This window comes from Enhygromyxa salina (genome assembly GCF_002994635.1).
In the GTDB taxonomy this organism is placed as follows: domain Bacteria; phylum Myxococcota_A; class Polyangia; order Nannocystales; family Nannocystaceae; genus Plesiocystis; species Plesiocystis salina_B.
This window is the reverse complement of record NZ_PVNL01000069.1, coordinates 38,986-53,886: the sequence shown is the minus strand read 5'-3', so window position 1 is coordinate 53,886 and position 14,901 is coordinate 38,986. Positions and strand designations below refer to the sequence as shown.

Below are 14,901 nucleotides of genomic sequence, written 5' to 3'. Positions count from 1 at the left end.
GATAATAGACATGTCTAACCTCGAGATTCGAACGATCGCGTGGGACCTGGACGGCGTCCCCTTCCTGTGGAACCCGGACCAGCCGCGCTTCGCCATCTTGCTCAACCAGATCAGCTTCTTGGCGATCGGCTTCGAGCGATACATCTGCCGGGCGACCCGCAAGGCCGAGACCCAGATCACCGACCCCGAGATCGCCGCCGAGGCCAAGCTCTTTCGCAAGCAGGAGGCCGTTCACTCGGCTGCCCACAAGACGCACGTCAAAGCGCTGATCAAGCAATACCCGGGGCTGCAGTCCACTCTCGACAAGGTCATCCAGATCTACGATGACCTGTACGACGCCCATCCGCTCAACTTCGCGCTGGCCCACTCAGGCGGACTCGAGGCCATCTTCACCCCCTTCTTCAAGATGGTCCTCGACAATCGCGCCGTCTTGTTCGGCGGCGGGGACCCCCGCGTGGTCTCGCTGTTCTTGTGGCACTTCTGCGAAGAGATCGAGCACCGCAGCTCAGCGCTCGCTGTCTACAACCACCTCGTGGGGAACTACGGCTATCGCCTGCGCAACACCCGTCGCTTCATGAAGTTCAGCATATCGCTGGTCGACATGTTGCTCGAGGAATTCAAGCTTCATGTGCATGACGTGCCAGCGTCTTGCTACAAAGGCGACCCCTTCGCCAGCGTCCCGCTCTCGTCCAAGCTCCGGTCGACGTTTGGCATCTTCGCGTCGCAGGTCCCCTGGCACAATCCCGAGCACCAGCCGCTGCCCGACTACTACCAGGAGTGGCTCGGCCACTGGAACAATGGTGACGACGTGACGCGCCTGTACGGGAACGCTGCCATGCTCCCGGAGCCCCCTGTGCCGGCAGGGTGAGACAGCGAAGGCAGTCGGCGAGAGCTCTGGGCCTCACGCGGTGTCGGCGGTAGCGCTGTCCAAGGTATGCGACCTGCAGCGCTTCGCGCCGACGTGCGGTGGTCGCAGGATCCGTCCTGCTGGCCTCACGAGTGGTCCCACTCCCACTATTGGGGGATCGGCACGCACTGCGTATCGCAGGTGTCCATGTTGTTGTTGTTGCCGTCGTCGCACAGCTCGTGGCCCTCCCACACGATGCCGTCCCCGCACACGGCGTCCTCACACGCGATGCAGGCGTCGTTGCTGTTGTTGTTGGCGTCGTCGCAGTCCTCCATGCCGGCCCAGACCAGGCCATCGCCACACTCAGCCTGATCGCAGGTATTGGTGCAGGCGTCGGTGTTGACGTTATTGGCGTCATCGCAGGCTTCTCCAGCCTGGACGATGCCGTCGCCACATGCCGGGAGCGCGCAGGTGTTTGTGCAGCCGTCGTTGTTGACGTTGTTGGCGTCGTCGCAGCCTTCGCCGGCTTGGACGATGCCGTCACCACACGCCGGGAGCGTGCAGGCGTTTGTGCAGCCGTCGTTGTCGACGTTGTTGGCGTCGTCGCAGCTCTCCCCTTGACCCACCATGCCGTCGCCGCAGACGGACCCGTCGCCGTCGCCGTCGCCGTCGCCGTCGCCGTCGCCGTCGCCGTCGCCGTCGCCAGTGCCAGTGCCGCTGCCGCTGCCGCTGCCGCTGCCCTCGCCTTCGCCTTCGCCTTCGCCTTCGCCTTCACCTTCACCGTGCGCCTCGGCGGATCCGCTGCCATCACCGTCGCCGTCGCCACTCCCGTTCCCGCTGCCCCCGCTTCCGTTCCCGTCGCCGCCCTCGGCGGTCACGCTCGCGTCGCCGGACTCGTAGCCGGTTCCCCCGGTGCCAGTCTCACTGTTGGTCATCGAGAGATCGTCACCGCAGGCGAGCGCCCCGGTGGAGACGAGGACGGCCAACAGCCGGACGAACGCAGGCATACGCGGAGTGTTCATGGTTTCAGAGTCGAGCAAGCCGAGTGTGCGTGTCAACATGTGACCAAGTGACTCAGAGTCGGAACCAGCCATCAGAGTTTGGCCTCCTCGATGATCCACGTGAGCTCGCTGAGCTCCGGCAGCAGAGCAGCTCGATGCGGCGGCATTTTTGCGCCCGTTCTTGTTGTTCTTGGCCACCGGATCAAACCCGGCGTGGCCGGCGGCGCTGAGGTGGGGCCCAGGACACCTTGCTCGATCAGGAACGTGGCAAGTGTCGTGCCGCTGGTCGCCATGCTCAACCCGGTGAGCCCGCCACCACCAGGTCGCGCGAGCGAGCCCTGATTTTGGATGTCACATCGCCGCTGCCTGCGGTGTCTCGATGCTGAACCCATCTACGACAGGAGCAGACATGGCCAGCACAACCCGGATCCCCAGGACCGAGCTCACCGGACTCAGCGGTGCCCTCGTGAAGATCATGACCCGCAAGAGGTTCGGCGCCGTACCCGAGCCGGTCGAGGTGATGTGGAACCACCCCGACGTGTTCAAGGACCTCAGCGCGTTCAGCCGCAAGACCAAAAACTGGAACCAAGTCGATCCGAGCCTGAAGTCGTTCGCCCACATGGCGGTCGCGTCGCTCGTCGGCTGCAGGTTTTGCCTGGACCTCGGCTACTTCCATGCTCACAACCAGGGGCTCGACGAGGTCAAGGCCCGCGAGGTGCCCCGCTGGCGCGAGTCCACGGTCTTCACCCCGCTCGAGCGGCAGGTGATGGAGTATGCCGAGGCGATGAGCCAGACTCCACCCACCGTCACCGACGAGATGTCGGCCGCGCTGCTCGAGCAGCTTGGTGCTCCCGCGCTGGTCGAGCTCACGTCCTTCGTCGCGGCCGCGAACATGGGCGCTCGCACCAACACCGCGCTCGGGATCGAGGCGCAGGGGTTCGCGGCGTCCTGCGGCCTGCAGCCCCTCGCACAACCCACGACGACAAAGCATTCATGAGCGACGACCCCTTCGTTACCCACCGCAGCCTGCTGTTCACGGTTGCCTACGAGATGCTCGGCTCCGTTGGCGACGCCGAGGATGTCGTGCAGGAGACCTGGCTCCGCTGGGCGGGCGTCGAGCAGGCCGAGGTCCATGATCCGCGGGCCTACCTGGTGCGGACGGTGACCCGGCAGGCGCTCAACCGGCTTCGTACGCTCACGCGGCGGCGGGAGGACTACGTCGGCGAGTGGCTGCCCGAACCGCTGCGGACGGGCCCCGATGTGGCTGACGACGTCGAGCTCGCCGAGAGCGTCTCGATTGCGATGCTCACGGTGCTCGAGACGCTCACCCCGACGGAGCGGGCGGTGTTCGTGCTGCGCGAGGTGTTCGATACGCCGTACGACGAGATCGCGGCCGCGATCCAAAAATCACCGGCCGCGGTCCGGCAGATCGCACGCCGGGCTCGCGTGCACGTGGCGGCCCGTCGGCCACGCATGAAGGTCAGCGCCGTCGAGCAGCAGGCCGCCGTGGAGCGGCTGCGCTCGGCGATCCAGACCGGTGATCTGCAAGGTCTCCTCGACGTGCTCGCGCCCGAAGTGGTGGCCGTCGCCGATGGCGGCGGGCTGGTCCCCGCGCTCCGCCGCCCAGTCGTGGGCGCGCACCGTGTGGCCCGGACCCTCGCCGGTTTCCCCAGGGTCGCGCCCGGAGCCCGCGTCGGAGCCATGTGGCTCAACGGCGCCCCCGCGCTGCGGATCGACCTCGACGGGGAGCTTCACGCGGCGATCAGCCTGGTCATCGAGGCAGGACGGATCACTCGCATCTATGCCGTCGCCAACCCACACAAGCTCGCCCGGCTCGGAGAAGCGATGCAACTGAGCCGGACCTGTTGACGCGCGGGGGTGGGCCGATGGCGCTCTAGCAAGCCGGGGGGTACAAACAACTACCCCGCGTAGGGCTGCGAGAGTTCGGCCCAGTCGCCGGTGGGCGGCAGCCCGGTGCCGGGGTACGCGTCGCGGTGGGCCTGGGTCCGCAGCTCGGTGGCCGCGGCGGCGAGATCCTCGATCGAGATCAGCGAAGCCCGGCGCTCAGTCCTGTCGCAGCGGCTGCCAGTGCAGGCAAGTCGCCACACAGCGAAGCCCTGCACGCTCGAGGTTGCGACCGCTGCCCGACCCAACCTGAGTATCGGCGACGATCCACGTCTTGCCCCGGGCCCGCGCGAGCTCGATGTGCGCGCGCAACAGTCGAGCGTGCAGACCTCGGCCCTGGCACTCGGGCAGGGTCAGCGCGTTGGCATGAAACGCGTAGGCCCCGTCAAAGAACAAGCTGGCGCCTGCGACGGGCCGCCCGTGCTCGATCACGGTCACGCAGCTCCACTCGGATCCCTCGTGCTGACGGGTCAGCGCCCGTGCCCGCGCGGGATCCCCTTCGCTCCACATCTGCGCGCCCAGCCGGCCGAAGTCGTGGGGGTCCAGGCTGACCTCGACGTCCGCGCCGGCTTCTCCAGACCCGAGCGACCCGAGCGGCGCAGCAAAAAACGCGTGAGCGTGATACGGCTGATAGCCAAGCAGGGTCAGCGCCTGGGCGGTGGTCTGAACCGATTCGCCACAATAGGTCTCGAACATCGGCGCGACCCCGCTCTGAAACCAGTCGAGCAGCTCGTCGAGGCGCGCGAGCGCCTCGTCACCGAAGTCGTGGACCCAACGGTAGCCGTCCCAGTCGAACCCAAAGCCGCCGCCGATCTCGACCCAGCGCCCGCCTGCTGCCTCGCCGTCGATCCGCGCGGCGAAGGCCCGTGAGCGCAGGGCGAACAGCTCGTGAGCGCGCCGCGGATCCCCGTAGCTGAGCTGCGGCCGCGCCGTCACGTCACCGTTCGAGCTCACGCGGCGGCCCCCTGGCGAGCGCGCGGCCGCACGTGGGACCGGATCTGATCCGTCGCCTCCCGCAGCCCGCGAAGCAGCTCGTCGACGTGAGTGCACTGATCGAGCTCCTGCACGAGGCCGTTGATCAGCGCACGAGCGCCGTCGGCGTCCTCGGGCAGCGACGCGCCGTCGGCAAAGAAGCTGGCGACGGAGATCGCTGGCTCGGGATCGGCCAAGCCGAGCTCATGGCGGCGAAGCGCGATGCTAACCGACGACTGACCAAGCAGCGCCTCGACCAGCGGCTCGGGATCGTAGGGACAGCCGACCTGGCCCACATAGCGCGAGCGCAGCTCCCGACGCCACTGCTCGCGATCGTGAATCCAGTGGTCAGGACCAAAGGTCTCGCCCAACGCCTCGACGGTCGCGCGACAAAACGCCGCCGCGCTCTCATGCTCGCAGCGCGAGGCCAGCTCCGAGAGCCGCGTGCGCAGCAGCGCGACGCATGCAGCGAGCGCCTTGGCGGCGTCGATGAACTCGGCCCCGAACCATTGATAGATCGGCGTCGCCGCGCTCGACAGGCCAGTGCGCTTCTTGTGGGGGGCGAGCGCGACGACCATCGGCTCGGTCAGCAGGGTCGGCAGCTCCAGATCCAAGAAGCGACCGTCGAGCGTCGCGTTGTTGGTGAACGAGCCCCAGTAGATCCCGGCCTCGAAGAAGCGCGCGAAGTTGCGACGGGTTCGCTCGACCGCGGCGTCGAGGCTGGCGGCGATCGCCGTGGGCGTGCACGCGTTGGTGTCGACCTCGGCGGACGGGTCGCTGAAGTGATGCAGGGCCAGGCCCATGCGAATCACCTCGTCGAGCTCGCCATACGCGTGGGTCGCCAGCCACAAGAAGTTGGACCAGCGCGCGAAGTTGCCGGGCTTGAAGGTCAGCGCCTGCAGGCACGCGTCAGCCGGAGCCAGCGCGACCCCAATCTGCTCGGCGTGGGCTCGCAGCGCGCTGCCAAACGCGGCAGGGAGCGGCCTCACGGCGAGGCCCTCACACGGCACCACCACATCGCCAAGCCCGCGCGCCTCGAGGTAGCGCGTGACGATGTACTCGCGGATCGCCCCGCTCGGATACATGTGCCCCGAGCTGTGCAAGACATCGCTGGCGTCAGCCCAGTTGGCCGCGAGCTGGGTCCGGCCGACGCCCTTGATGTACTTCCCCTGATGAAACACGGCGCGGCCCGAGCCGAGCCGCCGGGCCACGGGGTAGCGAGCAGGCAGCTGAAAGTCGGCGAAGCCCACGCTGAGATCACCGTCGTCAAAGCCGGCCACACCAAAGGCCTGCATGGCGCCGAGGTCCGTCCGCAGGCACCAGCTGCGGTGCTCGGCGTGCAGCGGCTCGAAGTCGGCCGCCGCGAGCGGGACAGGCGTGGCCCAGGGGCTGGCAGGTCGCCACTGGATCGTTCGTGGGTCGTCGATGTTCATGACGTTCGCTCACTTGAGGAAGAACATGTCGAGCGGCTCGTCCTCGGACCGCCCGTACGCGGGGAGCTGGTTGGCCGCCCACGCGACCACGGCGTGGTCGGGGCTGTGGATCAGCGTGTTCACGGCCGCGATCGCGTCGGGATCGCCGATCGGATAGCGACGACTTCGCAGCAGCTGCTCACGCCACTGCGGACGCGAGGGCTCGAGCACGCTGCGGCGGGCGAGCTCACGTTCGGCGTCTGCGAACCCGGCGAGGTTGGTGAACCGACAGTCGATCGGACCGCGCTGCGGCGCCCGCCAGGCCTGCTCGGGGGCATGCTGCGCCCCAGGCAACCATGGATCGCCGTGCTTGACCTTGGCCCACAGGCGCTCGCCGAGCTCCTCGATCACGTCCTCGCCCCAGTCCGGGATCTCGATCGGGGCTTCGAGCGCGCCAGCGTCGTAGTGCTGGACACCCGCGAGGTGTTGCAGCCACTGCCTCGAGTAGCGTCGCTGGGATCCGCCATACAGCAGCTCATGCCGAAGCCAGCCCAGCGTGACCGGGCTGCGACGCAGGGCCTCGCCGTCAAACCCCGGGAACGCGCCCGTGCAGTAAAATCGTGCGATCAAGCCAAAAAAGTCGGGGGTCTGCGCGGTGAAGTCCTCGCAATAGCGGCGATACTCGGGCTCGAGCGAGGCCTGATACGAGACCGTCAGCCGGGCAAACGATGTCCCAATGTCGAGCTCGCGACCGAGGTTGCGGCAGCACAGATCCCAGTAGTCGAGGCCGACGGTCGCGACAGCCTCGGTCACGACCAGCACGAACGCGTGCTCCTCGAGCCGGGCCGGGTCCAGGGTCCCGTGGCCGAACGCTAGCTCGGGGCGCAGCTCTGCGATCGTGCGGGCCCCGAAGATGTGCAGGTGATCGTGCAGCAAGAACGCGAATTCGGGCAGAAATAGATCATTCTCGTTGAGCACCCGAAGATCCATGGAAGGATCGTCGAGCCACTGCGCAACCAGCGAGTTGTCGGCAATATAGATCTCGCCCCGAAACGGGTTCCACCCGGCCGATGTCTTGGAGCTGCGGGTCTCGTACAGCCAGTTCGCGTCAATTGAACGCCGAACGATCCGGGTGTGGGGGTCTTGAAGAATATGACGAGTGGCACTGAGCGCCGCGAGCTGGTCGCCGGCTCCCTGCACCTGTCGCTCGGACGGGCGCGCACCTGACATATCGATGAGTTGCAGCGGCTCGTTCACGCGAGTGTTCCTCGATACTGAAGGCAAAAAAAGGGGCCGACGGAGTCGCCGGCCCCAATCAGGACTAGAGCGCGCCGAGGGCGGGAGTGGCCTGCTTGCCGATCTCGCTGCTCTTGCAGGAGCCGTCCTCGCAGTTGCGGGTGTACTCCTCGCGACCGCCACCGAGTTCGGCGGCGCCACGGACTTGCTGGAGATCGGAGATGCGGAGTTCTTTGATGGTCTTCATGATGTTTTCTCTTTGTCGCGCCCGACGTCGTGTCGAGCACTGACCCCCTTGTGCGCCGGTCGGTGAAATCTGACGAAGAAATTTTTCGTCAGATTTCCTCCCTGTCTGCGCAATGGGGCAGCGTGGATCTGAGGCCCGAAGCGCTCGCCGAGCTCACCAAGGAAGGTTGGGCTCGGGGCATACCCAGCCGCCGAGAACGGGCATGGTTCTCAGGCCCAGTCATGAGTCTGGGTCTGCTCCTGCTCGCCGCGGCGCTCTCGCTGGTGATCCCCAGCCCCGAGCGGGTCTCGGGTCGCGGGGTCGTGCGAGTGCCCGGCACCATCTATCTACGCAGCGAAGCGGCGGGCGGCATCCATGCGATCGCAACCTCGCCCGGCGACTCGGTCGTCGAAGGTCAGGCGCTGGTCCAGCTCCACGACCCCGAGATCGACGGCGAGCTTCGCCGGGCCCGGCATCGCTATGACGAGGCCCTCGCGGCGATGCTGCGCAGCCCGACCAACCCGGCGCTGCGCGGCGAGGTCGGCAGCGCCCGCGTCGCGCTCTCGGACCTCCGCGATCGGGCCGCGGCGCTGACCCTGCGCAGCCCGATCGACGGCGACGTCATCTCGGTTCGCGCGCGTGAGGGTGGACTCGTCAACGCCTCCGATATCGTCGCCACGATCGGGCGTCGCTCGGCTGATGATCAGGACTCGCGCCCGTACCTCGTCGCGACCTTTCCAGACTCGACGCTCGGGGTCATTCAGGTCGGCACCGAGCTCGAGCTGATCGTCGAGCGAGCCGGCGACCACCGCCACATCTTCGTGGTCCGCTCGGTCTCGAGCGAGGCCATCTCGATCGAGGATCCACTTCAGCGCCACGAGCTGGCTTCGGCCCAGGCCTCGGACTCGGTGCTGGTGGTCGAGGCCGAGCTCGCGCACGACTCGGGGTCGGCTCCCGTCGTGCTGTTCGACGGCATGGTCGGCGAGGTCCGGGCGCTGGTCCGCCAGCGCTCGCTGCTCGTGCGGATCTCCGAGGCGATGGGCTGGAGGGGGCGACCATGACCACCGCGAGCTCCGAAGCGTTCGCCGAGCGAGTCAGCGGCCGGCTGTTCGCGTCGCGCCGGGGGGGTCGACTTCGCCTGGTCCGCCAGCTCTCGTCCGCCGAGTGCGGCGTCGCCTCGCTGTGCATGGCGATCGGCTACCACGGCCTGCAGCTGCCGCTGGGCAAGGTTCGGCGCCTCGTCGGCGACGTCTACGACGGGGTCAGCCTCGCTCACCTGGCCCGCGCGGCCTCGGATCTCGGGTTCATCGCGTGTGGCTACCGGCTCGAGGTCGAGGACCTGACCGAGTTCGAGCCTGGCACGATCCTGCACTGGGAGATGAACCACTTCGTGGTGCTCGGCCGGGTCTCGCGGGGGCGCTTTCAGATCTACGACCCGGCCCGTGGGGTCCGCTGGTGCGACGCGAAGGAGGTCGGCCGCGCGTTCACGGGCGTCGCGCTCACGCTGACGCCGGGTGAGAGCTTCGACCCCAAGATCGAGCGCGAGCGGCCGCTGCGTCGCCACCTGCGCTGGGTGCTCTCGCAGAAGCGTCGGCTCGCGACCGCGGTCGTCAGCTCGCTGTTCATTCAGGTCCTCGCGTTTTGTGTCCCGATCGCGATGGCGATCGCGGTCGAAGACCTGATCCCGTGGCGCGACTTGGGCGGCCTGACGATCACGGCGATCGCCCTGGTGATCGCCTCGTTCGCCCGGTTCTGGGCCATGTTGATCCGCGGTCGCACGCTCAAGGTCATCGACGTCTCGCTGGAGTCGTCGATGCGCGCGAGCTTCCTCCACCACCTGCTTCACCTGCCCTACCGGGTGTTCCTGACCCGGTCGCAGGGTGACCTGCTGCAGCGGATCAACGCGCATCGAGAGATCCGCGACGCGCTGTCCTCGGTCGCGCTGGCCAGCGTCCTGGACGCGACGACGGCGGCGGCGTTCTTGCTCGCGCTGTTCATGCTGCACCCGACCTTGGCCTTCGCCGCGCTCGGTCTCGCGGCGCTGCAGGGGCTGGTCACGGCGTGGAGCTGGGGTCGGCGCGAGCGCCTGACCGAGACCTACCTCGAGGCCGACGCGGTCTGTCAGACCCGCCAGGTCGAGGCGCTGGCGACCGCCTACAGCACCAAGGCCATGGGTCGCGAGCAGGCGATGCTGCAGCGCTGGTCGAACGCGTTCGTCACCCAGCTGCAGGCCGATCGCAACCGCGGCAACTTCGAGGCCTTGCTCGACGCGATCCGCCCGAGCATCGGGATGTTGACCCCCGCGTGCATCCTGGGGTTCGCGGGCGCCAGCGTGGCCCAGGGCGACATGAGCCTCGGCGCCCTGTTTGCGGCCAGCGTGCTGATGCCCAGCTTCATGGCGCCGGTCGGTCAGCTGGTCGGCGCGATCCAGTCGCTGGCCGACGCGCGCAGCGTCGCCGCCCGGGTCAACGATGTGCTGGAGGAGACCTCGGAGCTGCCAACGGAATTCTCGGACGCGGCGAACGTGCCCTCGCAGCGGATCCAGGGCGGGATTCGGTTTGAGCAGGTGAGCTTCGGGTTTCGCCCCGAAGAGGCGATCGTCGACGACTTCGATCTCGAGATCTTGCCGGGTCAGACCGTCGCGCTGGTCGGCAGCACGGGCTCGGGCAAGAGCACGATCATCAATTTGCTGCTGGGGCTGCTGCGGCCCAGCCAGGGTCGGATCTTGCTCGACGGCGCCGACCTGACCACGTTTCACCCGCAGCAGCTGCGCCGCCAGTTTGGCGTGGTGCCGCAGCGCGTTCAGCTGATCCAGGGCACGTTCCGCAGCAACATCTTGTTTGGCGCCGAAGAGGCGGCCGATCGGGTCGAGTGGGCGGCCAAGCTCGCGTGCCTCGACGCTCGGATCGCCCGCGAGCCCGCTGGGTTCGAGACGCCGATCGCCGAGGCCGGGAGCTCCCTGTCTGGCGGCGAGGCCCAGCGCCTGGCGATCGCGCGCGCCGTGGTCACGCTGCCGCGGATCCTGGTCATGGATGAGGCCACCAGCGCGCTCGACACGGCGACGGAGGCCAAGGTCTACGAAGCGCTGCGTCAGCTCGAGTGCACCCAGGTCGTGGTCGCCCATCGGCTGTCCACGATCCGCCGCGCCGACTTGATCGTCGTGATGGAGAACGGGCGCTGCGTCGAGCGAGGCAGCCACGCAGAGCTGGTCGCGAAAGGTGGCAGCTACGCGCGCCTGGTCGCGGCGCAGCTGGCCGAGGACAGCGCAGCATGAATCGCTCGATCCGATCTTTGTTCGTCTTGCTGTTGGCCTGCGCGGGCGGGCTCGGCTGCGATCTGCGGTTCCACCCGCGCGCGAGCTCGGACGCCGCCGCGCTCGACGACCACTCGCGCGAGGACGGCGAGGCATCGAGCGTGCGCGCGCCCGGGCTCGACGAGATCGATCCCTGCACGGAGCTCGGCGTGATCGTTCCGCGCCTGAGCGTCGAGCTGCATGCCCCTCGCGCGGGGCTGCTGCGCGGCGGCGGGGCCGAGCTGCGTGCGGCCGGGGACCTGCTCTATGAAATTGAGGCCGGCGACGACGTCGCGGCGCTCGAGACCCAGCGCGCCGAGCTCGACGAGGCCAAGGCGACCCGCGAGCGCTACGCGGCCGAGCAGATCGCCCGCGCCCGAGAGCTGCGCGGCGCCGAGCAGCTCGGCGAACACCTGGCCGACACCGAGCGCGAGGCGGCCCGCGACGCGCTCACGATCTCCGCTCGCGAGCTGCACGGCGCCGACGCGCAGCGCCGTGCCGCCGCCGCCCGGCTCGAGGCCCAGCGCGCCCGGATCGCGGCCGGTCGGCTCGAGGCCCCGTTCCCCGGACGGATCGTGCGGGAGTCGGTGGTCCCCGGAGCCTGGGTCGAGACCGGACAGGCGCTGGGCCGATTCGTCTCGACCGAGGACCTGGTGCTCCGCGTCGCCCTGCCGGCCGAGCAGGCCCTGCGCTCACCGATCTCGGCGCGCTGGCGGTTTGTCGATCACGTCGGCGAGCCGGCGACCGCCATGCTCCACCCGACCCACGACGACGTCGACGAGCTCTCGGGGCTCCGGGTCTACGAGGCCCGAATTGCCGCGGCCAGCCTCGACAATCACCCGCTCGGCGGCAGCGTCGAGGTCGAGCTCCCGACCTGCCACGGACACGCACGAGGACCCGAACGATGAACCCCACGCCCACTCGCTCCCACTCGATCGGCGACCGCCTGATCCAGATTTACGACGACCTGCTCGACAGCGAGCAGATCACCAATTTCGCCAACGTCGTGATGCAGCTCGACTACGAGCGCAGGCCGTCGTTCGATCGCGAGCTGAGCGCGGCGGTGAACACCGAGATGTTCCGGGCCGCGCCGTTCTTGTTCCCCTACACCGAGGCGGTGTTCACGAGCATGCGCGAGACCTTTGGCTTGAGCGATCCAAGCGTCGGGCTCAGCCACGTCTACGCGGCGTCGATCTCCTCGGACGCGTGTGGCACCGTGCACACCGACACCGTCCACCCGCAGGCCCTGACCTTCCTCTACTACGCCAACTCGAGCTGGCGGGCGGGCTGGGGCGGCGAGACCGTATTCTACGACGACGACGGCGACGCGATGATGGTCGTGGCACCGCGGCCCGGGCGACTCGTGGCGTTCCACTCCAACATCCTGCACCGGGCGGGAATCCCCCACCCCGACGCGCCGACCCATCGCTATACGGTCTCCGTCTTCTATTATGCCGAGTGTGAGCGCACCAGGATGGCGGCCGCCTGAACGTCGAGCCACGCTGCATGTCGCCGGGGTGCTCGGCGTGTTGTTGGCGTTGATGAGCTCGGGCTGCTCGGGCGAGACACCGCCGAGTCAACCCTCGCAGGCGGCTGCGTCCTCGCAGGCGACCACGCCGGGCGAGACCGCCGTCACCTCGACCACGATGCAACCCAGCCAAGCAGATACGCCCGCCCCAGTCTGGCTCCCCGAGCTCGCGCCCGGGCCCCACGCGATCGGATACCGCCAGCAGTGGTTCGAAGATCCGACCCGCTCGCTGATCGATCCGGTGACCGGTGATCGGATCAAGCGACCGATCTTGCTCGCGGTCTGGTACCCGAGCGACGCCAGCGTGCCCAGCGGGGAGGCCATGCTGGTCGACGACTACCTGCGCGTGGCGGCCCCCAAGGCGGGAGCCTGGCGAGCGCGCCTCGAGCAGCACGTGCAGCGCGTCCGTGACCAGGAGGTGTTCGACGGTGAGCCGACCGACGAGCTCGCCGGGCTGAAAACCATGGCCCGGCGCGACGCTGAGTGGGCCCAGGGCTCGTTCCCGATCGTGCTGGCGCACCCGGGGCTCGGGGCCAGCTTCGCCGACAACTTCGTGCTGTGGGAGCACCTGGCCTCGCATGGGTTCGTGGTCGTGTCGGGTGCGTTCCTCGACGCGAGCGGGCTGGGCAGCGCGATCGAGTGGGATCCGGGCACCTCGATCGCCGACCTCGATCGCATGTTCGAGGCCGCGGCGACCTGGCCTAGCGTCGATCCGGCTCGCGTCGTCGTGATTGGCCACAGCTACGGCGCGCAGGCGGCCCTCGCCTACGCCATGGCCGGGCGCGATCTGCTCGCCGTCGTCAGCCTCGACTCGACCCTCGAGTACGCGAGCGCCGACGACCCCTGGTACGAGCGGCCCGAGCCGGCCCGCTACCTCGGTCGGCGCGACAAGCTGCGGATCCCGGCGCTGATCATTCACGCGGGCGGCCGCACCGACTATGTCGAGGGTCTGACCCACGCCGAGCGCACGCTCGTCAGCATGCCGGGCCTGCGCCACAACGACTTCATCGCCCACGGCGGAGTGCTGCGGGCGGCTCACACGGCGCACGCCGACCCCGAGATCCGTGCGGGCTTCGTGCAGGTCGCGGACGCGGTCCGTGAGTTTCTCTCGCAGGTCACGACCGGCACTGAGCGCCCGGGCGCCGAGTCGCTGCCGCCCAACTGGACCCAGCTCCCCGCCTCGCCGCCGCCCGCCGATCTCGCGCTGGTGCTCGCCTGGATCCGCGAGCTTGGGCCCGCCGCCGCCTACGATCGCTGCGCCGGGCAGGCGCGCTGTGACGCCGAGCTGCTGCTCAATGACGCGGGCTACGTGCTCGCGCGCTCGGGCTCGCCAACCCTGGCCGAGCAGGTGTTCGCGACGGTCGTGGACCGGGTCCCCGACTCGTGGAATGCATGGGACTCGTGGGCCGAGCTCGCCGAGCAACAGGGCCTGACGGCCGAGGCGATTCAGCGCTACCGCGAGGCGCTCGAGCTGGTCCGCGTGGTCGAGCGAGCGCAGGGCGAGTCCAAAGGTGTCGTTCACAGCGCCAGGATCGAGGCCCGCCTCGCTGACCTCGCGTCGGCTCGGCGCTGAGCAGATCTGGCGGTTGGGCTGGGCCCTCTCGCAGGTTGGCGGGTCGACAACCCCCATCATTGGGTCAGCCGATCAACCCGCCTGCGGCGTCACCACGCGGGGGATTTGCGCGTTGTCGATGATGCTTGCCTGAGCTCGGCTGCGACCACGATCGATCCAATTTCGCGTGACTCGCTCAGCCGCGCTCGAGCGTGACGACGCGATCCGCGACCACGCTAGTCGCCATTCGTCCGGCTTATGCTGTGCACCGCGAACCAGCGAGCGGCCCGTCCGGGCCGGCGTTGGCGCGACGAGAATTCATGCAAGTAGCTCTCAAACCTGAACAGGTTGCGCGAGCGCTCGATGGCGATCGTGAGGCCTTGGAGCGACTCGTGCGGCGGCTGCTGCCCGTGCTGCAGGCCGAGGTCGGGTACGCGCTGATTCGTGACGCCCGCAGCGAAGGTCGTGATCCTCGCCAAGAGGTCCGCGACTTCGTCCAAGAGGTGTTCATCTCACTGCTCGCCGATGACGGCAGGGTCCTGCGTAGCTGGGATCCCGCGCGCGGCCGCTCGTTCGAGAGCTTCGTGCGGCTGGTGGCGCGGCGGCAGGTGGCCGCGACCTTCCGATCTGCCCGGCGCAATCCATGGAGCGTCGAGCCCGTGCCCTGCGACGAGCTCGAGCGTCGGATCAGCGACGACGGCACGCCGGCCAGGCGGTTCGAGGCCAACGACGCGCTCAACCGGGTGCTCGAGCGCCTCGGCGGCCGCCTCGACGAGCGCGGCATGCTGTTGTTCGCGATGCTGTACGTGGAGGAGCGCAGCGTCGAGGAGGTCATGGACGCGACCGACATGAGCCGCGACGCGATCTATGCCTGGCGGCTGCGGTTTCGCAAGCTCGCCACGTCGCTGGCTGCCCACGCGCGCGGGTGAG

At 68.6% G+C, this 14,901-nt stretch carries 15 protein-coding genes; 9 read left to right on the top strand and 6 right to left on the bottom strand.

Annotated elements, in window-relative coordinates:
* Positions 1–10 precede the first annotated feature (10 nt).
* Positions 11–868, top strand: a complete 858-nt coding sequence (locus tag ENSA7_RS18055) for a metal-dependent hydrolase (RefSeq protein WP_106090542.1) — start codon at positions 11–13, stop codon at positions 866–868.
* 146 nt (positions 869–1,014) lie between these two features.
* On the opposite strand, the gene ENSA7_RS18050 is transcribed toward ENSA7_RS18055, so the two are convergent.
* On the bottom strand, positions 1,015–1,869 hold the full coding sequence (locus tag ENSA7_RS18050; RefSeq protein WP_244923838.1) for a DUF4215 domain-containing protein: 855 nt from the start codon (positions 1,867–1,869) through the stop codon (positions 1,015–1,017).
* Between the two features lie 388 nt (positions 1,870–2,257).
* Here ENSA7_RS18050 and ENSA7_RS18045 point away from each other — a divergent pair, with 388 nt between their 5' ends.
* Together ENSA7_RS18045 and ENSA7_RS18040 are read left to right on the top strand one after the other, a co-directional pair.
* Complete coding sequence (locus ENSA7_RS18045; protein WP_106090541.1) at positions 2,258–2,845, top strand: carboxymuconolactone decarboxylase family protein; 588 nt, start codon at positions 2,258–2,260, stop codon at positions 2,843–2,845.
* Positions 2,842–3,717 (top strand): RNA polymerase sigma-70 factor, encoded by an 876-nt coding sequence (locus ENSA7_RS18040; RefSeq protein ID WP_106090540.1) that lies wholly within the window; start codon positions 2,842–2,844, stop codon positions 3,715–3,717. The genes ENSA7_RS18045 and ENSA7_RS18040 overlap by 4 nt, the downstream gene beginning before the upstream one ends.
* Positions 3,718–3,767: 50 nt before the next feature.
* On the opposite strand, the gene ENSA7_RS18035 is transcribed toward ENSA7_RS18040, so the two are convergent.
* The 5 genes from ENSA7_RS18035 to ENSA7_RS43830 all read right to left on the bottom strand — a co-directional run bounded on the left by ENSA7_RS18035 (position 3,768) and on the right by ENSA7_RS43830 (position 7,620).
* Entirely contained in the window at positions 3,768–3,956 is a 189-nt protein-coding gene (locus ENSA7_RS18035) for a hypothetical protein (protein WP_106090539.1), read from the bottom strand.
* Positions 3,913–4,707 (bottom strand): GNAT family N-acetyltransferase, encoded by a 795-nt coding sequence (locus tag ENSA7_RS18030; RefSeq protein ID WP_106090538.1) that lies wholly within the window; start codon positions 4,705–4,707, stop codon positions 3,913–3,915. The genes ENSA7_RS18035 and ENSA7_RS18030 overlap by 44 nt, the downstream gene beginning before the upstream one ends.
* The gene (locus ENSA7_RS18025) at positions 4,704–6,158 is read right to left on the bottom strand and encodes a hypothetical protein (protein ID WP_106090537.1); all 1,455 of its coding nucleotides are present in this window, start codon (positions 6,156–6,158) and stop codon (positions 4,704–4,706) included. The genes ENSA7_RS18030 and ENSA7_RS18025 overlap by 4 nt, the downstream gene beginning before the upstream one ends.
* Positions 6,159–6,167: 9 nt before the next feature.
* Entirely contained in the window at positions 6,168–7,394 is a 1,227-nt protein-coding gene (locus ENSA7_RS18020; protein ID WP_106090536.1) for a hypothetical protein, read from the bottom strand.
* Positions 7,395–7,458: 64 nt separating this feature from the next.
* Entirely contained in the window at positions 7,459–7,620 is a 162-nt protein-coding gene (locus ENSA7_RS43830) for a hypothetical protein (RefSeq protein ID WP_181233861.1), read from the bottom strand.
* Between the two features lie 221 nt (positions 7,621–7,841).
* On the opposite strand from ENSA7_RS43830, the gene ENSA7_RS18015 reads away from it, so the two are divergent.
* The 6 genes from ENSA7_RS18015 (at position 7,842) to ENSA7_RS17990 (ending at position 14,900) form a co-directional block, all read left to right on the top strand.
* Positions 7,842–8,660, top strand: a complete 819-nt coding sequence (locus ENSA7_RS18015; protein ID WP_106090535.1) for an efflux RND transporter periplasmic adaptor subunit — start codon at positions 7,842–7,844, stop codon at positions 8,658–8,660.
* Positions 8,657–10,873, top strand: coding sequence for a peptidase domain-containing ABC transporter (locus tag ENSA7_RS18010; protein ID WP_106090534.1), 2,217 nt, complete (start codon positions 8,657–8,659; stop codon positions 10,871–10,873). Before ENSA7_RS18015 ends, ENSA7_RS18010 begins: the two co-directional genes overlap by 4 nt.
* Positions 10,870–11,799 carry an efflux RND transporter periplasmic adaptor subunit gene (locus tag ENSA7_RS18005; protein ID WP_146157825.1) on the top strand — a complete coding sequence of 310 codons (930 nt, stop codon included), beginning with the start codon at positions 10,870–10,872 and terminating at the stop codon, positions 11,797–11,799. The genes ENSA7_RS18010 and ENSA7_RS18005 overlap by 4 nt, the downstream gene beginning before the upstream one ends.
* Positions 11,796–12,380, top strand: coding sequence for a 2OG-Fe(II) oxygenase (locus ENSA7_RS18000; protein WP_106090532.1), 585 nt, complete (start codon positions 11,796–11,798; stop codon positions 12,378–12,380). The genes ENSA7_RS18005 and ENSA7_RS18000 overlap by 4 nt, the downstream gene beginning before the upstream one ends.
* Complete coding sequence (locus ENSA7_RS17995) at positions 12,352–13,992, top strand: alpha/beta hydrolase (protein ID WP_181233860.1); 1,641 nt, start codon at positions 12,352–12,354, stop codon at positions 13,990–13,992. Before ENSA7_RS18000 ends, ENSA7_RS17995 begins: the two co-directional genes overlap by 29 nt.
* Before the next feature lie 359 nt (positions 13,993–14,351).
* Positions 14,352–14,900 carry an RNA polymerase sigma factor gene (locus tag ENSA7_RS17990; protein ID WP_106090530.1) on the top strand — a complete coding sequence of 183 codons (549 nt, stop codon included), beginning with the start codon at positions 14,352–14,354 and terminating at the stop codon, positions 14,898–14,900.
* The last annotated feature ends 1 nt before the right edge of the window (position 14,901 follow it).